Annotated in this window: 15 protein-coding genes; 9 read left to right on the top strand and 6 right to left on the bottom strand. The window is 55.6% G+C overall.

The annotated features are described in order from the left end of the window. Positions 1-36: 36 nt before the first annotated feature. Genes NLU14_RS04945 through NLU14_RS04935 form a run of 3 tightly spaced genes read right to left on the bottom strand, consistent with a single transcriptional unit; the run spans position 37 to position 4,468 of the window. Complete coding sequence (locus tag NLU14_RS04945; protein ID WP_275705062.1) at positions 37-1,410, bottom strand: MmgE/PrpD family protein; 1,374 nt, start codon at positions 1,408-1,410, stop codon at positions 37-39. Between the two features lie 11 nt (positions 1,411-1,421). Further along, on the bottom strand, positions 1,422-2,348 hold the full coding sequence (locus tag NLU14_RS04940; protein WP_275705061.1) for an NAD(P)-dependent oxidoreductase: 927 nt from the start codon (positions 2,346-2,348) through the stop codon (positions 1,422-1,424). A 35-nt stretch (positions 2,349-2,383) separates the two neighbouring features. Continuing rightward, a complete protein-coding gene (locus NLU14_RS04935) occupies positions 2,384-4,468 on the bottom strand; it encodes a TRAP transporter large permease subunit (protein ID WP_275705060.1) in 2,085 nt (694 codons plus the stop codon). A gap of 218 nt (positions 4,469-4,686) precedes the next feature. On the opposite strand from NLU14_RS04935, the gene dctP reads away from it, so the two are divergent. Then, complete coding sequence (dctP, locus tag NLU14_RS04930) at positions 4,687-5,736, top strand: TRAP transporter substrate-binding protein DctP (protein ID WP_275705059.1); 1,050 nt, start codon at positions 4,687-4,689, stop codon at positions 5,734-5,736. A gap of 201 nt (positions 5,737-5,937) precedes the next feature. Beyond that, positions 5,938-6,555, top strand: a complete 618-nt coding sequence (locus NLU14_RS04925; protein ID WP_275705058.1) for a GntR family transcriptional regulator — start codon at positions 5,938-5,940, stop codon at positions 6,553-6,555. A gap of 126 nt (positions 6,556-6,681) precedes the next feature. Here NLU14_RS04925 and NLU14_RS04920 read toward each other — a convergent pair whose 3' ends face one another. Beyond that, a complete protein-coding gene (locus tag NLU14_RS04920; RefSeq protein ID WP_275705056.1) occupies positions 6,682-7,551 on the bottom strand; it encodes a thioredoxin family protein in 870 nt (289 codons plus the stop codon). A 216-nt stretch (positions 7,552-7,767) separates the two neighbouring features. Here NLU14_RS04920 and lon point away from each other — a divergent pair, with 216 nt between their 5' ends. Beyond that, positions 7,768-10,218 (top strand): endopeptidase La, encoded by a 2,451-nt coding sequence (gene lon / locus NLU14_RS04915; RefSeq protein WP_275705055.1) that lies wholly within the window; start codon positions 7,768-7,770, stop codon positions 10,216-10,218. A 258-nt stretch (positions 10,219-10,476) separates the two neighbouring features. Here lon and NLU14_RS04910 read toward each other — a convergent pair whose 3' ends face one another. Next, positions 10,477-10,971 (bottom strand): MarR family winged helix-turn-helix transcriptional regulator, encoded by a 495-nt coding sequence (locus tag NLU14_RS04910; protein ID WP_275705054.1) that lies wholly within the window; start codon positions 10,969-10,971, stop codon positions 10,477-10,479. Between the two features lie 298 nt (positions 10,972-11,269). On the opposite strand from NLU14_RS04910, the gene NLU14_RS04905 reads away from it, so the two are divergent. From NLU14_RS04905 to NLU14_RS04880, 6 genes are all read left to right on the top strand, one after another. Further along, positions 11,270-12,142 carry a TPR end-of-group domain-containing protein gene (locus tag NLU14_RS04905; RefSeq protein ID WP_275705366.1) on the top strand — a complete coding sequence of 291 codons (873 nt, stop codon included), beginning with the start codon at positions 11,270-11,272 and terminating at the stop codon, positions 12,140-12,142. Positions 12,143-12,306: 164 nt separating this feature from the next. Next, positions 12,307-13,419 (top strand): branched-chain amino acid ABC transporter substrate-binding protein, encoded by a 1,113-nt coding sequence (locus NLU14_RS04900; RefSeq protein ID WP_275705053.1) that lies wholly within the window; start codon positions 12,307-12,309, stop codon positions 13,417-13,419. 163 nt (positions 13,420-13,582) lie between these two features. After that, positions 13,583-14,509, top strand: a complete 927-nt coding sequence (livH, locus tag NLU14_RS04895) for a high-affinity branched-chain amino acid ABC transporter permease LivH (protein WP_275705052.1) — start codon at positions 13,583-13,585, stop codon at positions 14,507-14,509. Continuing rightward, the gene (locus NLU14_RS04890) at positions 14,509-15,780 is read left to right on the top strand and encodes a high-affinity branched-chain amino acid ABC transporter permease LivM (RefSeq protein WP_275705051.1); all 1,272 of its coding nucleotides are present in this window, start codon (positions 14,509-14,511) and stop codon (positions 15,778-15,780) included. The genes livH and NLU14_RS04890 overlap by 1 nt, the downstream gene beginning before the upstream one ends. Before the next feature lie 6 nt (positions 15,781-15,786). Further along, entirely contained in the window at positions 15,787-16,542 is a 756-nt protein-coding gene (gene livG, locus NLU14_RS04885; RefSeq protein ID WP_275705050.1) for a high-affinity branched-chain amino acid ABC transporter ATP-binding protein LivG, read from the top strand. A 9-nt stretch (positions 16,543-16,551) separates the two neighbouring features. After that, entirely contained in the window at positions 16,552-17,253 is a 702-nt protein-coding gene (locus NLU14_RS04880) for an ABC transporter ATP-binding protein (protein ID WP_275705049.1), read from the top strand. Positions 17,254-17,354: 101 nt separating this feature from the next. Here NLU14_RS04880 and NLU14_RS04875 read toward each other — a convergent pair whose 3' ends face one another. Next, complete coding sequence (locus NLU14_RS04875) at positions 17,355-17,795, bottom strand: hypothetical protein (protein WP_275705048.1); 441 nt, start codon at positions 17,793-17,795, stop codon at positions 17,355-17,357. Positions 17,796-18,084: the final 289 nt, after the last annotated feature.

The following is an 18,084-nucleotide window of genomic DNA, read 5'->3' as shown; positions in this document are numbered from 1 at the left end:
AGACCCGCGAAAAGGTTTAGGTCGGCGAGGTATTCTTCATAGTCGAGCTAAGGCCATAATCTCTGAAACATCCTTGATCTGATCAAGCCGCCAGATCGCATCTATAATGGGCTCCGGGTCCACCCCGGAACGACCGTAAACAATCAGGTCGCGAAGTTTCTCCTCAATGTCCCTGTCGCTCAGAGGATACTCTGCATCCCCACGAGCGTGCTTAACAGTCGCTTCCAAAACGGTATCGTCGGTATACACTGCAATCACGTGCGCAGCCCCCACCATGGCCGCATCATCGACGACAACTTTCACTTTTTTGCGCAACCAGAGGACGTCTTTTCGATTCACCGCTTCGTCAGAAAACTCGTTCAGGCTAGAGGCCTTGTAGAGTAAACAGACCGCAGCAGCATGCTGAGCGCTTACCTGGGCCTCGCGCCCAGTTTCGACCGTCGGACGATCAGCGCGCTCACGAAGCAATGAATGACCGCTGATTGTCACACTTTGAATCCGGCTCGCATCAAAATCCGGAGCATTTGCTATTTCCAGACAGGCCTCGATGACGGGATTGAGCACCACTCCACATGGATAGGGCTTATAGGTGTTTCTTGATAGTTCCCAGTTGCTACCAAGATTTTCCACCAGGGCAGGCAAGTTTGGTGAATCAGACGTTACCTTCAAGAACCCTCGCTCACCTTCAAGAGGCCTGCCTGGGCCTTCTACGCCGTTACCGGCCATCAAAGCGGCCGACAGGCCATTCCGCGCCGCGTTGCCGACGCCGACGCTCTTCGCCATGCTCCCCAGCGTCTCCACAAGACCGCTTGATTGAGCAGAGGCGTTTCCCAGTGCCCAGACCATCCGCTCCTTATCCAGCCCGAGAATCTTGCCCGTCGCAGCAGCGGCACCAAACACGCCACAAGTCGAAGTGATATGCCAGCCCCGCTTGTAGTGACCAGGGGAGATAGCATTCCCTAACCTACACTCCAATTCCACACCCAGAATAAATGCCTCAAGTAGACGACGACCGGAAAAAGGCCGGTGCTCACCCAGTGCAAACAACGCTGGCGAAACAGGCGCTGTGGGATGAATAATGGTGCCAGGGTGAGTGTCGTCGAAGTCGAAGACGTTGGTACTGACTGCGTTCAGAAAGGCAGCCGTAAGCACGTCAAAACGCTCCTTCCGACCTGTGAGGCTCGCCTGGGGCCGCCCCGAAAACCCGCTGAGCGTCTTGACCAATCTCTCCATAGCGGCATCACTGCAGCCTGCAAAGGCCGTTGCGAAACCATTTAGAATAGAACGTTTCGCCTCGTGGATCAGAGCCTCGGGCATTTCATCCAATCGCGCCGAGACGAGAAACTGAGCAAGATATCTGGAAGTGTGACTTTGCTCTTCGTTACCCGCCCTCTCCGTGCCTATCTTCATAGCCTGACCTTTCAGCTGTTTTCTGGCTTGGCGTTTGCCCCGCGAACTTTAATTCCGGCCCATTCCTCGACAGGCTGAATGATTGAGGTCATGTCAGCCTGGGGGCCGAGCTTGGCCTTCGTTATTTTCAACATCTCCCGAACAGCAGAACCAACTACCATAGGCACACCCAGAGCCTCGCTTTGTTCGAGGCAGAGCCGCGCATCCTTGACGGATAGGTCGAGAGCAAAACCGAAATCGAAACTGCGGGTAAGTACAAATTTCGGAATCTTGGTCAGGCTCGCATTGCTCTGACCGCTGCTGGCATTGAAGACATCAACCATGACATCAGGGTTGAGCCCGGCCTTCGTACCCAGCACAAGAGCTTCTGAAGTTATCGCCAACGCTGTGACCGAAACCAGATTGTTGATGACTTTAATCATTTGACCCATACCAGGTTCCGGCCCGACGAGGAAGGAATTTCCCAACACCTTCAACACATCACCAACATTCTCGACAACCGAGGGGTCACCGGAGGCCATCAGCGCAAGGGTTCCTTTCTCTGCACCGCCGACACCGCCGCTCACGGGACAGTCTATGGACTTGATGCCCTTGCTCGACAGACCTTCCGCCAATGCCCTGGCGCCTTCGGGTCCGGTTGTTGAAAGATCAATCACGGTTTTCTGAGTGTCAGAATCCACTCCATAAACAATGCCGTTCTCCCCAAAAGCAACGGCGTCCACGATGTCGGGGGTGGGCAGGGACAGCAAAATAACTTCGCTGTTAGTGGCAACTTCTGCGGGATTTTCAGCACCAGTTGCCCCCTCTTTAACCAAGGACTTCACTGCCTCTGCGTTGGGATCAAAGACAACCACGGAGTACCCAGCCTGAATGAGTCTTCTAGCCATTGGCATACCCATGCGACCAATGCCTATAAAGCCCAGTTTTGGTAACGACATACTATTTGCTCCTGCAAATTTGAGGGTTTAGTAAATTAATCGTTCATCTTTTCAGGAAGCCAAAGCACGACTTCAGGGAAGAAGTAGAGAAAGACGATGAAACTCAACATAATCAACACAAAGGGAACTACACCAAGGACAATTTCTTTTAATGGCACGGAATCACTAAGGCCGCGGAGAATGAACAGAATGATCCCCACCGGGGGCGTTACCAGCCCGATTTCGATGAGCAGCACCAGAACCACACCGAACCATATAGGGTCGAAGCCAAGGGAAATCACTATGGGATAGGTGACGGCAAGCGTCATCAGCATCATGGAAATAGACTCAATGATCGTCCCCAATGCCAGATACACTCCACCAATTGCCAGCATTACTACCCAAGGGGCCAGATTCGAGCCCTGCACGTACTCAACCATTTCCCTGGGCAGTTGTAGAAAATCGAATACCCAACTGAATATTGCCGCACCAACGACAATCAGCATAATGAATGCCGTCACCTGGACGGTTTCCAGTGCCGTCTCGTAGACAAGCTTTACCGTGAGCTTCTTACGTTGGAGGCATAACAGCATCGCGATAAGCGCACCCACGCCTCCGGCTTCAGTAGGGGTCGCGATGCCCGCATACAGGGACCCCAGCACTGCGGTAATCAGGATCAGGAATGGAAGAAGCTTACCCAGAGACGCGACTTTCTCTCCCAGGCGACGAGACTCTTCTTTTGGCGCGGCACCTGGAACAAAGACTGACCACACAAGCACAGTAGTAATGAAAAGGCCTATGAGTATTGCACCCGGCACCATGCCCGCGAGAAACAGTTGGGTGATGGAAACCCCGACCACGTTCCCGTATATGATCATTGCAATACTGGGGGGGATAAGAATGCCCAGTGTGGCCCCTGCAGCAACTACTCCGTAGGTGAGGCGGGCACTATATCCTCGACGCATCATTTCGGGCGCAGCCACTTGGCCAAGCGTGGCGGCTGTTGCCAGGCTGGAACCTGACACTGCTGCAAATACCGCAGACGCACCGACACTCGCATTAGCAAGCCCGCCCGGCATACGGCCAAACCAGCAAGTCATGGTGTCGAAAAGATCGCTCGTAACCCCGCTTCGAATCAAGAAGTGCCCCATTAGCACAAACATTGGGATTGCGGTAAGCGTAAACGTATTAATGCTGGTCCACGACCGATCTGCCAGCATTGCCAAGTTGGGAGACGAAAAAAGTAGCAGCAGCCCAAGTAGACCAACGACCCCCATCGCGAGCCCCACCCGGACACCAGCCAAAAGTAACAACAGAAGACTCCCCACCAACAACAATCCGACTGACAACTTGCTGGTGTCACCAAGTGCGTAGTAGAGGAGGCCAAGCGCAAGATAAGATAAAGCAAAGACTGACGCGATCCGTAATCCGCTCCAGGCCCAGGCACACGCAAAGAGGGCGACAAAGATACTCACCAGACCAAGGGTAAGCCCACTCTCAAATAGCTCAATCCGTTCATTGCCGATGAGCAAGAGGCCGGCAACCAGAACCAGACTTATGAGGGGAACAATCCATTGTTCAAACATTGAGCGAGGCGGGCGCAGACGAAAGATTTCGCCCAGAATGGAAACTGCAAATAGGATAAGACCGAGACTTACGGCCAGTTCGGGGATCCACTGCGGGGTAGCCAACAGGCCCCAATCCCTGGTGCCATTGACATATTCCCTGTAATTGAACTTCGCCATCTGCCAGGCCGCGACCCCCACAAAAAACAGTGAGATCCAACAAGCGGAAAGCTCCACCTGCGTTCGTCGTGGCCCATCCAGCCGACTAACCAGAATCTCGACCTGAACGTGGCTACCACTTCGCTGTGCCACTGACAGCCCCAAGAAAGCGATTGCAACAAAAATGTAAGTCGCAATCTCAATGCTCCAAGAGGTTGGGGAATTGAAGAAATAACGCGAAATCACCTCGAAGCAAATAATTCCGGTCATAATGAGAAGACCGGCAGCGCTTATAATTCCAGCCAGGCTGCATAGCCCGTCAATACTGCGCGAGATAGGATGCGGGGAGTCAGTTGGCTCCCGTTTTTCTAGGGTTTCACTTTCGTGCGGTACTGCATCCAGATAACTGTGGGGCATCTTGCTTTCTCCCATAACTCTCGCCCATGTTGACGGCTCTGTGCGGAGCATTGGGCAGCCAAATACAAACTCGTCAGCCCAAGCCTATTATTAGTATTCTATTGACGAACTCTTTGTCATATTGTATTACGGTACTACGCCTTGGTGCAAGCAAGTGGTTCTTATTCGGAATCCCGCGAGCATCAGGATAGCGTTCAGATAATCCGGAGGAAAAAACAATGACAATGCAATGCGTAACAAGTTTTTCATTTGCCAGAAAAATCATGGGCCAGACTCTGGCGGCCGCCCTTGTAGCAGGGTCTTTTTCGATGCCAGCTGTCGCTGAAGAGGCAGAATATGAATTCACTATGGGGGCGATCGTATCCCCGGGCGACATCTATGGAAAAATGACGACAAGCGTCCCGGAGCGGGTTGCAAGGGCGACTAATGGCAAAGTCGAAGTAACTGTGAGCGACTCGCTGATCGCTGCGTCACAAGTCGCCTCAGCTGTGCGAGACGGTCGCCTCCCCATGTCAGCTGCTCTTCATACCTATCTGGCTGGCGATGAGCCCCGCATGGGTATCTTCAACCTGCCTGGTTTGATCGAAAATATCGACGATTACCAGAAAGTGCGTAATGCCTTCTGGGCCGAGGATGTAGCCCGAATCTGGGACGAATCCTGGAACGCAAAGGTCTTCGCCGAAGGTGCGTGGTGCAATACCCGACTTTTCTCCAAGACGCCCATCCATTCAGTTGAAGACTTTAAAGGAAAAAGACTTCGTGTCCACAACCCACAGACTGCCAGCCTGATTGAGTCGCTGGGCGGCAAAGGTACGCCGATGCCAATGACAGAAATTGTGCCCGCATTGGAGCGTGGCGTTATTGACGGTGTATTCACGTCTGCCTGTGTAGGCGGAACAATGGACATCTGGCGCGAAGCTCCCCATGTACAGGATTGGGGAATCGCTCCCGTTACCGGCTGGGCTATTCTGATGAATAAGGATGAGTGGGAGAAGCTCCCCTCAGACATTCAGGAGCAGATCCAAGGTGCAATGGACGAACTGCAGAAAGAAGCCTTCGGCGGGTATAAAGACTTTGTGCAGAAAGCAATGGATCAGATGGAGGAAGACGGCGCCAAAGTCTGGAGCGCTTCAGAGAAAGAGCGAGCTGAGCTGAACCAGGAAAAGTACACTCAAGGCGCGTACGATTCTTGGTATCAGAGAGCGGAAGAAGTTGGCTTTGACGGTCCCGCTTATGTGCAAAAAATCCGGGATGTATTGGACAAGTAGCAGGCATTGGTCTTGCTTTTGTTGAGCAAATGACCTCAACCACGCCCGAGGTTATGGTAATATGCGGCGTGGTTGAGCTTGTAAAATATCTTCAGATTAAATACAGATAATCCGACCGATGTGTGACCCATTTGAGCCTCTCTCATGAATGAAGCGCCCAATTTCCGAGTAGTGCGCTCTGCAGCACCGCTCCGACATAGTGTGACTGAAAATATACGCAACGCGATTGCAGTAGGACATTTTCAACCTGGCGAACGGCTTCCCGAACGGGAGCTCTGCGAAATGATTGGTGTGAGCCGAACGTTAGTGCGAGAGGCTCTGCGCCAACTGGAGTCTGAAGGTCTGATTCACATTATTCCCCATCGCGGCCCGGTGGTTGCGACCCTGACGGTAACCCAGGCGAAAGGAATCTATGCAGTCAGGACAGAATTGGAAGGCCTCGCAAGCGAACTGTTTGCTGAGCATGCATCTGATGCTCAGAGATCAGCCTTGAAGAACGCTTTTGAGGAACTGAAGATAGCACTAACTGAAAGCGGCCCGATTGACCGGCTCAAAGCCAAAAACCACTTTTACGACTGTTTGATAGAGGGTTCAGGCAACGAAGCGCTGGGGGATACCCTACGCATGCTAAACTCTCGAGTGACTTTGCTGCGGGCGACTTCTCTGAAAACAGCAGGTAGAACCCAAAAAAGCATTGAAGAATTAGAAAAGCTTATGGAAGCGCTATCTTCCAGGGATGCGTCAGCCGCCCGCAAAGCTGCCGCTCTCCATGTGAAAAACGCGGCTGCAGCGGCGCTCGCGCAACTGAGTAACAGCTAGCGCACGTTATCACTGGCAGATTTCACCGCCTGGGATTTAGGGAGAAGTTTCGGCGTTGGAGAGTACCCGTCGGGTTTCGCCTTTGGCTCTACCCGACCTACGATTGCAGTGGCCCTGACAGATCGGTCAGTGCATAAGGGTATAAAGCTTGCGCCGATAGGTGCGCACATCCGGGTTGTTGTTACCCAGCTTGTCAAACAGCTCAATCAGTGTGGTTTTCGCCACTTCGTCCTTATACTTGCTGTCCACCTGCATCAGTCGAATCAACAGCTCCATGGCTTTGGCGTTGTTCTCCTGCAGGATGTGGTGCAGCGCCAAAAGGTGCAGGGCGTTGGGATCTTTCGGGTCTTTATCGAGAGAATCTTCCAACTCCTTGATCGGCGGCAGTTCGGCTGAGGCCCGGAGGAATTTGATGCGTGCCGCCAGCTGTTTGGCCTGGTGCTGCATTTTCTCTTCCGGCGGCAGGCTTTCCAGCACCTGTTCGGCGGTTTCCAGGTCGCCCAGCTCGGCCTTCAGTTGAGCCAGGTCAATCAGCACTTTCAGGTCTTCCGGGTTGTTCCGGTTCATCTCGGTGAGGACCGCCAGGGCCGCCTCCACGTCGCCTTCTTCCCAGAGACGGTGAGCCTTGTCGTAAGGCGCCTCTTCGTCTTCCGGTATTTCAATGTGCTTGTCGAGGACCTTGCGGATTTCGCTCTCCTGCAACGCGCCATTGAAGCCATCAACCGCCTGGCCGTCTTTCACCAGGATCACGGTGGGCAGGCTGCGCACGCCCAGGCTACCGGTCAGTTGCTGCTGCTCGTCAGCGTTGACCTTGGCCAGCAGGAATCCGCCTTTGTACTCATCCGCCAGCTTTTCCAGAAGCGGCATCAACTGCTTGCAGGGCGCACACCACTCTGCCCATACATCAATCAGCACGGGTGTTCGGGACGAAGCTTCCATCACATCCTGCTGGAAGTTCTCCATCGTGGCTTCAAAAACGTACGGCGAGTTACTCATGGATGGCACCTGAAAGTGGGTTCCTGAAATGTTGTTAACGGATTGTTGTTGGTAGTGGGGGCTGGAGGCCGAAATTCAAGGTTTCCCCGTTATTCTGCAGCAATCCACGCAAATACCTCTCCTTGCCTTGAAATAATGGCCGGCGCCGCTACATAGGCAGTAGGCCCGGGAGCACAGTTCCCCGGATCAACACCCCCCGGAGGATGCTTGCACGGTATGAACGACGACAACCGCGACGACACTTTTGAAGCACCCGAAGAAGACCCGACCGAATACATCGGCAAGGACGAGAACAGCAAGAGCCTGGTACTGCCAAAACAGCAGATGCCCCGGCGCATGTACGTTCTGCCTGTGTCCAACCGGCCGTTCTTCCCCGCCCAGGTGCAGCCGATAGTGGTTAACCAGAACCCCTGGCAGGAAACTCTCAAACGCGTGGGCGAGACCGACCACAAGGTGCTGGGCATCTGCTTTGTGGAGGACACCGACCCCGAGCAAGGCATCCCGGGTAGTGAAGAGCTGGAAACCGTCGGCTGTGCCGTGCGGGTTCACCATGCCCAGGGAGACAACGGCAAGGTTCAGTTCATTGCCCAGGGCCTGCAACGCTTCCGCATTACCCAATGGCTCCGGCGCCGGCCGCCCTATCTGGTGGAGGTGGAGTACCCGGAAGAACCGGAAGAGGCTGCCGATGAACTAAAAGCCTACACCCTTGCGATCATCAGCTCCATCAAGGAACTGCTGCGCACCAACCCGCTCTACGGCGAGGAAGTGAAGCAGTATCTGTCCCGTTTCGGACCAGACGACAGTTCTCCACTGGCCGATTTCGGCGCCTCCATGACCAGTGCTCCGGGAAACGAGCTGCAGGAAGTGCTGAATACCGTGCCCCTGCTGCGGCGCATGGAGAAAGTGCTGCTGCTGATGGCCAAAGAGCAGGAAGTTGCCCGCCTGCAGGCGGAAATCAGTGAGGAAGTGAACGACAAGGTGCAGAAGCACCAACGTGAGTTTTTCCTGAAGGAACAGCTTAAGGTGATTCAGCGAGAGCTGGGCATGGCCAAGGACGACAAAACCGCCGATGCCGAGCGTTTCCGCGAGCGCATGGAAAAACTCAACCCGCCGGAGCAGGTACAGGAACGCTTTGACGATGAGCTCCAGAAACTCCAGGTGCTGGAACAGGGTTCACCGGAATACGGCGTTACCCGCAACTACCTCGACTGGCTGACACAGGTGCCCTGGGGCGTAACGTCGGAAGACCATTTCGACCTGGCCGAGGCCCGCTGCATCCTGAATCGCGACCATGATGGCCTGGAAGACGTGAAAGACCGCATCGTCGAGTTCCTGGCAGAAGGCACCTTCAAAGGCGAAGTCAGCGGCTCCATCCTGCTGCTGGTAGGCCCGCCCGGCGTGGGCAAGACCTCCATAGGGCACTCCGTGGCCGATGCCCTTGGCCGCCAGTTCTACCGTTTCAGTGTGGGCGGCATGCGCGACGAAGCCGAAATCAAGGGCCACCGCCGCACCTACATAGGCGCCATGCCCGGCAAATTCGTGCAGGCCCTGAAAGACTCGAAGGTGTCGAACCCGGTGATCATGCTGGATGAAATCGACAAGATCGGCGCCTCCTTCCAGGGCGACCCGGCCTCCGCATTGCTGGAAACCCTGGACCCCGAACAGAACCGGGAATTCCTGGACCACTATCTGGATGTACGCATGGACCTGTCCAAGGTCCTGTTCATCTGTACTGCCAACCAGCTCGACACCATTCCCCGGCCCCTGCTGGACCGCATGGACGTAATCCGCCTGTCTGGCTACATCGCCGAGGAAAAGCTCGCCATCGCCAAGCACTTCCTGATGCCGCGGCTACTCAAGCGGGCCGGCCTGCTGAAGAAGCAGATGAACATCACTGACGCCGCCATCAAACAGATCATCGAAGGCTACGCCCGGGAAGCCGGTGTTCGTAGCCTGGAAAAACTGCTGCACAAAGTCATCCGCAAGGGCATCGTGCGATTGCTGGAAAACCCGGACCAGCCGGTGAAAGTCGGCGTGCCGGATCTGCAAACCTACCTGGGGCAGCCGGCGTTCCGGAAGGAAAAATCCCTGAAAGGCACCGGCGTGGTAACAGGCCTGGCCTGGACCGCCATGGGCGGCGCCACCCTCAGTATTGAAGCCTCGCGCATCCACAGCACCCAACGCGGTTTCAAACTCACCGGGCAGTTGGGTGACGTGATGAAGGAGTCCGCCGAAATCGCCTACAGCTACGTGTCCTCAAATCTGAAACGATTCAAGGGCGACCCGACCTTCTTCGACAAATCCTTTGTGCACCTGCACGTCCCCGAAGGTGCCACCCCCAAGGACGGCCCCAGCGCCGGCGTCACCATGGCCACCGCCCTGCTGTCCATCGCCCGCCGGGAAGCGCCACAACAGAACCTCGCCATGACCGGCGAACTGACTCTGACCGGCCAGGTGCTCCCGGTCGGCGGCATCCGCGAAAAAGTCATCGCCGCCCGCAGGCAGAAAATCAGCAACCTGATTCTGCCGGAGGCCAACCGGGGGGATTATGAGGAGTTGCCGGAGTACCTTAAAGAAGGGCTGACCGTTAATTTTGCCAAGCAATACAGCGATGTGTTTCAGGTGTGTTTCGGGAACAAGCCGAAGAAGGGGGCTTCGGTGCATTGATTGAATCAGGGGGGATTATGGGGCCTGGTTGTCGGATTACGGCCCTGTGGGCCTAATCCGACCTACGCGGGAGTTATCGACCTGGGGAGTTGTAGGTCGGGTTAGCCGAAGGCGTAACCCGACAAATCCCGGACCGACGAACAAAGCCGGAATCGGTCCCGGGGCGGGGGTACCTTTTCTGCCAGAAAAAGGTGTCCGAGCGAAGCGAGTTCTTTTTCCAAAGAAAAGGTACCCCCGCCCCGGGACCAGCCCCATAGCTCAGGCTTTAGCCTTCCACCCATCCTCACGAAGCACAGGCCCCACATCCAGCACCGGCGACGCATCAATGTCGTCGGCATCCATCATATTGGCCACTCGCTGCAACGCAGCCAGAATCATCGTCTGCTCCCACTCCGCCAGGCTTTGGAACTTCTTGATAAAATCCTCCTGCAACGGCTGCGGCGCACGGGCCAGAATGTCCGCGCCCTCCTCCGTCAGGTGCGCGTGCACCTTGCGCTTGTCCTGGGTGTTGCGAACGCGGTAGACCAGCTTGCGATGCTCCAACCGGTCCAGAATCGTGGTCACGGTAGCCTGGCTCAGGCTCACCTTGTCGGCAATAGTCCCGATGGTGACCTCGCCCAGATCACGGATGCTGCGCATAATCAGCAATTGCGGGCCGGTCAGCCCCGCATGCTTGCTCAGGCGTTTGGAATGCAGGTCCGTTGCCCGAATCACCCGGCGCAACGCCACCAAAACCTCTTCATAATTGTTCAACGCACCACTCCGCTTCATAGTCGTCAGATTATTTATACCACTAACTATTAGAGGTCTTTGCTCCAATTATTGCAAGCAGCAGCCTCCACTCGCCAACCACAATCCCGGAACACCTATTGCGCTGACCTGCCAGCGCTTTTACGAATTTCAGCATTTTTTCCGCCAACCACTATGCTAAGGTCACCACCTTGTTGAATTTCCGCAAAACGGACATCGCCTGATGAATACCCGAGTACAGAATACCTTCCCGCACACCCCTTCCCGGAAACGCCTGACAACAGTCCTCGCTTCATGCCTGATGGCACTGTTTTTCAGTGCCGGAACCATGGCCCAGGAACCCGGCGAAAATCTCACAGCCGAGGACGTCCAGCAGCGAATCGACACTGCGGAAAAGCCCATGTACACGCCGTTCGTTGAGCTGTACCTGCTGGAGGAAACCAAGGCGCTGCGCAAGGAAATGATGAACACCCGGGCCGAGCTGATCGAGAAAGTGGTGGACAAGGAACTCTCGGTGGCCGACAAGACCATGTCCTACGCTACCGACACCGTCACCTACTTCTTCTACCTGATCGCTGGCGCCACTTCCATTCTGGTGGTCATAGGCTGGAACTCCATTCGCGACATGCGCAATCAGCTCACCAGCCTGGCCGAGAAGCGGGTCAACGAACTGGTGGTGGAGTATGAGAAGCGCCTGGAGTTCATTGAAGACCAGCTCAGGCAGAAATCTGACATCATCCACCAGAACCAGGCCGAGATTGAGCGCACCAACGAAGTGCATTCCCTGTGGCTGAAAGCCAGTCAGGAAACCTCCCAGCAGAACAAGATCTCCGCTTACGACACCATTCTGGATCTTCGCCCGGACGACGTGGAAGCACTCAGCTATAAAGCCGATGCGGTGCTGGAGATGCAAGAGCCTCTGTGGGCGATCAGCCTCTGCCAGCGTGCCCTTAAGCTGGCACCTGAAAACGGCCATGCCCACTATCAACTGGCTTGCGCCTATGCTGAGATAGGCCGCTGGGATGACGCCGTGTCGACGCTGCAAAAGGCGATTAATATTTCCGAGGCCTATAAGGATGACGCTTCTGTCGACCCCAGCTTTGAACAACTAAGGGATCACGAAAGCTTCCGGAAACTGATTTTCCCGGAGAACGAGGAGCAGCCCGACACCTGAAGCGACAGGTCGGCACGCCCTTTGCTGCATCCTCACGGAGAGAGCCGCAGTCGACATTCAAGCTCACTCACTGCATCTGCGTGCTTGACAAGGTGGCAGGTGTGGTGTTTGTTTACATCGCTGAGACCATAAGAAAAACCCTGACACAAAACAGGACAGACCCAATGAGAACACCAGTCAAGAAACTCGTAACCGCTATTGGTACTTCCATCGCTGTAATGGGCGCCGGCCAGGCCGCTGCCGAAATAGAAATAGGTATCGCGGGGCCCATGACCGGCCCCGTTGCCCAGTACGGTGATATGCAATTTTCCGGTGCCCGCATGGCGATCGAACAGATCAATGCCGATGGCGGTGTCATGGGAGAGAAACTCGTCGGCGTTGAGTATGACGACGTATGTGACCCCAAACAGGCCGTAACTGTTGCCAACAACATGGTGAACGATGGCGTGCGGTTTGTGGTCGGACACCTTTGCTCCAGCTCGACCCAGCCGGCTTCCGACATCTATGAGGATGAAGGCATCCTGATGGTGACCCCTGCCTCCACCAGCCCGGCCATTACCGAGCGTGGTTACGAATTGGTGTTCCGCACCATCGGCCTGGACAGCATGCAAGGCCCGGTGGCCGGCAACTATCTGGCCAGCCTGAACCCGGAGCGTGTTGCCGTTATTCACGATAAGCAGCAGTACGGTGAAGGCATTGCCACCGCCGTGCGTGACACCCTGAAGGACAAGGGCGTGGAAATCGCCATGTTTGAAGGTATCACTGCTGGCAGCAAGGACTTCTCCTCGCTGGTGAGCAAGCTGAAACAGGCCGATGTCGATTACGTCTATTACGGCGGCTACCATCCCGAGCTGGGTCTGATTCTGCGCCAGGCACGTCAGGCTGAACTGGACGCCATCTTCATGGGTCCGGAAGGCGTTGGCAACAAGGACATCAACACCATTGCCGGCGAAGCTGCCGAGGGCCTGCTGGTAACTCTCCCGCCCGCGTTCGACCAGAAAGAAGCAAACCAGGAACTGGTTGAGGCGTTCGAAGCGAAGGGTGAAGACCCCTCCGGCCCGTTCGTACTGACCTCTTACACCGCTGTTCAACTAATTGCCGAAGGCATCGAGAAGGCGGAATCAACCGATCCATTTGAAGTGGCCGAAGCCCTCCGCAACGGCACGTTCGAGACACCCATCGGAACCGTGGAATACAACGAAGCCGGTGATATGAAGTCGTTCGAGTTTGTCGTTTACGAATGGCATTCAGATGGAAGTAAAACTCCGGTAAACTAAGCCCCAATCGTTAACAAACGGTAATACTGAGAGCACCTTCTCACCGCGATCCGGGAGAAGGTGTTTTTCTAGGCTCCTGTTGATCCTTTCCCGTTGCCGGGCTGGTTATCCCACGCCCTGGTGATGCGGTCGTTGAGGGAGCAGGCTTTCGGAGTTACACACAATGTCAGAAGCTTCACTGTATTTCATCCAGCAGCTCGTCAACGGGCTGACGATTGGCAGCACCTATGCGCTGATCGCCATCGGCTACACGATGGTTTACGGCATCATCGGCATGATCAACTTTGCCCATGGTGAGATCTACATGATCGGTGCTTACACCGCACTGATTGCCATCACCGGCCTGGCGACTCTCGGCGTTTCCTGGCTGCCCCTGATACTCATCGTCGCCCTGGTGTGTGCGGTGATTGTCTCAAGTGCCATGGGATGGGCTGTGGAACGGGCGGCCTACCGGCCGGTTCGAGGCCGCCACCGGCTGATCCCGCTGATTTCCGCCATCGGTATGTCTATTTTCCTGCAGAATTATGTCCACCTGGCGCAGGGTTCCCGCAACATCGGCTTTCCATTAATGATTCAGGGCGGTTTTGACTTTGGCGGCGATGACACGTTCCGGGGTTCGATTTCCTATATGCAGATGACAATCTTCGTCACCACATTGATCTGCATGACTGCCCTGTCGCTGTTTATATCCAGATCCCGTATTGGCCGCGCCTGCCGTGCGGTATCCCAGGACCTGGGCATGGCGAACCTGCTGGGCATCGACACCAACCGTATCATTGCCGCCACCTTTGTGATTGGCGCCGCCCTGGCGGCGGTGGCCGGGCTGTTATTGGGCATGTACTACGGCTCTATCGATCCGCTGTTTGGTTTTATCGCCGGCCTGAAAGCGTTCACCGCCGCGGTCCTGGGAGGTATCGGAAGCATTCCCGGCGCCATGCTGGGGGGGCTTATCCTGGGCGTTTCCGAGAGCATGACCTCCGGCTACATCAGTGGTGCGTACAAGGACGTTGTGTCCTTTGGCCTGCTCATTCTGATTCTGCTGTTCAAACCCACCGGCCTGCTCGGCAAACCGGAGGTTGAGAAGATCTGATGATTGCCAATAATCTGAAACACGCGCTTTTTTGCGCAGTTATTACGCTGGTTATCTCCTACCCTATCCTGGGCTTCAACTTAGTAGCCAGGGGTGTCGACATCACCCTGACCGGTGCGGACGCTACAACCCTGGTAATGGTTGCCTTGGCTGCGCTCATCGTCTTCGGATTCCAGTTGTTCCGGGACCGGATTGTAGGCACGATCACCGACATCACCAGGCCCGGTTTCGGCACCCATAAAGAACCCATGGAAGAAAACAGGCGCGCCCGGATTGAATCCTGGGTGCTCACCGGCATTCTGGTACTGGCGCTGTTCTGGCCGTTCTTTGTTTCCCGGGGCTCGGTTGATCTGGCGACTCTGGTGCTGATCTACATCATGCTGGCCCTCGGCCTGAATGTGGTGGTGGGTCTCGCCGGCCTGCTGGACCTGGGTTATGTTGCCTTCTACGCAGTCGGTGCCTACACCTTTGCCCTGCTCTCCGAGTACCTCGGCGTGTCGTTCTGGATGGCCCTGCCGATTGGTGCCTTGCTGGCCGCTTTGTTCGGCCTGTTACTGGGCTTTCCTGTGCTGCGACTGAGGGGCGACTATCTGGCTATCGTTACGCTCGGGTTTGGCGAGATCATCCGCATTCTGCTGAACAACATGACCAACCTGACCGGTGGGCCCAATGGCATCGGTGGTATTCCGGAGCCGACTTTGTTCGGTATGGAGTTTGGCCGCCGCGTCAAAGAGGAAGGCAACACGTCTTTCCATGAAACCTTCGGCATAGCCTACAGCAGCGAGCACAAGGTGATCTTCCTGTACCTGATTGCCCTGGTGCTGGCAGTGATAACCGCCCTGGTCATTCGCCGCCTGATGCGCATGCCGGTCGGTCGCGCCTGGGAAGCCCTTCGTGAGGATGAAATCGCGGCCAAATCCCTGGGATTGAGTCGCACTGCGGTAAAACTGTCTGCCTTCACCATCGGCGCCTTCTTTGCCGGCTTCGCCGGTACGGTGTTCGCCTCCAAGCAGGGCTTCATAAGCCCGGAATCGTTTGTGTTCCTCGAGTCGGCCATCATTCTGGCCATTGTGGTGCTCGGCGGCATGGGGTCTCAGATGGGGGTTATTCTTGCCGCCATTGCCGTCACCATCCTGCCCGAACTGGCGCGCGAATTCTCCGAGTACCGGATGCTGATTTTCGGCGCAGCCATGGTATTGATGATGGTCTGGCGTCCCCAGGGCTTGATGCCCATGCGACGCATCCACATCGAACTGAAAAAGCAGGAGTGACGGATAATGCTTGAAGTACAGAATCTGTCGATGCGCTTTGGCGGGCTCCTGGCAGTGGATCAGGTGTCGCTGGACGTCAACGAACACGAGATTGTCGCGATTATCGGCCCCAACGGCGCCGGAAAAACAACGGTATTCAATTGCATGAGCGGCTTTTACAAGCCGACCGGCGGTAAGATTCTCTTCCAGGGCAAGGAAATTCAGGGCACACCTGATTACAAGATTTCCCGCCTCGGGCTGGTAAGGACCTTTCAGCACGTGCGCCTGTTCAGCCGCATGACGGTGGTGGAAAACCTGCTGGTGGCCCAACATCGCCACCTCAACACCAACTTGCTCTCGGGCATACTGAACACCCCCAACTACCGGGAGAAAGAACAGAAGTCACTGGACCGCGCCGCTTACTGGCTTGATCGGGTAGGGCTGACCGATATGGCGAATCGCGAAGCGGGCAATCTGGCTTATGGTCAGCAGCGCCGCCTCGAAATCGCCCGCTGCATGGTCACCGAGCCCAGGCTGCTGATGCTGGACGAGCCCGCCGCCGGGCTTAATCCGGCTGAAACCAAGGACCTGAACCGGTTGATCATCAGCCTGAAGGAAGACTACAACGTCTCGGTGGTGCTGATTGAACATGATATGAGCCTGGTGATGGATATCTCCGACCGCATCAATGTGATCAACCAGGGCCGCCCCCTGGCCAGCGGCACACCGGACGAGATTCGCCGAAACGATGACGTCATCAAAGCCTATCTGGGTGAGGCCTGAGGAAAAACCATGCTTGTACTAGAAGATGTCCATACCCATTACGGCAAGATTGAGGCGCTTCACGGTGTCTCGGTTGAAGTAAAGAAAGGTGAGATTGTCTCCCTGATCGGCGCCAATGGCGCCGGAAAAACCACGCTGCTGATGACCGTCTGTGGCAATCCCCAGGCCACGTCCGGCCGGGTTATTCTCCAGGGACGTGATATCACCCGGGACCTGACGTCAAATATCATGCGCTCCGGTATATCCATTGTGCCGGAAGGCAGGCGCGTATTCTCCGGCCTGACGGTTGAGGAAAACCTCCACATGGGTGGCTTTTTCAACACCAAGTCGGAAATCCGCAAGAGCCAGGAGCACGTCTACGAACTGTTTCCGCGCCTGAAAGAACGGGAGCACCAGCGCGCCGGCACCATGTCCGGTGGTGAGCAGCAGATGCTCGCCATCGGCCGGGCGCTGATGAGCAAACCGAACATGATCATCCTGGACGAGCCCTCGTTGGGGCTGGCACCACTGGTGATCAAGCAGATTTTCGAGATCATCGGGAAGCTGCGTGAGGAAGGTATTACCGTGTTCCTGGTGGAACAGAACGCCCACCAGGCCCTTAACCTGGCCGACCGTGGCTACGTGCTGGAAACCGGACGCATTCGGCTTCACGACACGGGGAAGAACCTGTTGGCCAACCCGGATGTGCAAAACGCCTATCTTGGCGGTTGATCAGGAAATGGCCCGATCAAAGGGTGGGCCCCTGAACGCAAAAAGCCGGAACATGCTGACATGCTCCGGCTTTTTTGTACCACCTGGCGTTAATCAGGGAATTACTTAACGCTTTTGATGGTGCCCTTGTAACCTTCAACGGATACGTTGATGGTTCCAAATACTACGTAGTCGTCCTTCTGGACGGTGTAGCGCGGAGCGACAATCACGTCAGCACCGGATTCCTGAATCGCATTGTAGGCGGCCGCTGCCTTAACAGCCTCAACGGGGTTCGGCAGCGCGAAAGGCAGGGCACTTCCGCCGTTTCCACCGGCAGAGTATGCAACGCCATCAGCGTATTCAGTCTCAGCACCCAGGGTAAAGAACAGAACCTTGGTAGCTGAGGATTGACCGGTGATTTTCTCGCCTACTTCGATGTCGGCTTTAACGTCGGTAGCAACGGAGCCGGACAGGGGCAGGGAGGGAGCACTGGTGTTCAGCGAGGAACAGCCAGTCAGTGCGCCGGCGAAAATCAGTGATGATGCGACAAGAACTTTTTTCAAAACTCAATCTCCATGTGTTGTGTATAAGCCTTCATGGCCGCGCGCACTATACCCAAACTGCTGCTATATAACAAGATCATTGCAAATGAGCATTTTTTAGCCGATTTAGAAATATGAACACATGATCACACTTTGACTTTGTGGGCCAAATCAATCACTCAGCGCCTTTGTAATTTGCCTTTCTCATATATGAACTATACTCAGAGTCAACGGTCGACCTGTCTCCACGGGAAATCAGTCAGGGCCGTTAGCGCGCCAGCCCGGGACCCTCTCAGGCAACAGTGGCGCG

The organism is Marinobacter iranensis, assembly GCF_029207565.1.
Classification (GTDB): domain Bacteria; phylum Pseudomonadota; class Gammaproteobacteria; order Pseudomonadales; family Oleiphilaceae; genus Marinobacter; species Marinobacter iranensis.
Note: the sequence above shows the minus strand (reverse complement) of the source record. Positions and strands in the feature narration are given on the sequence as shown.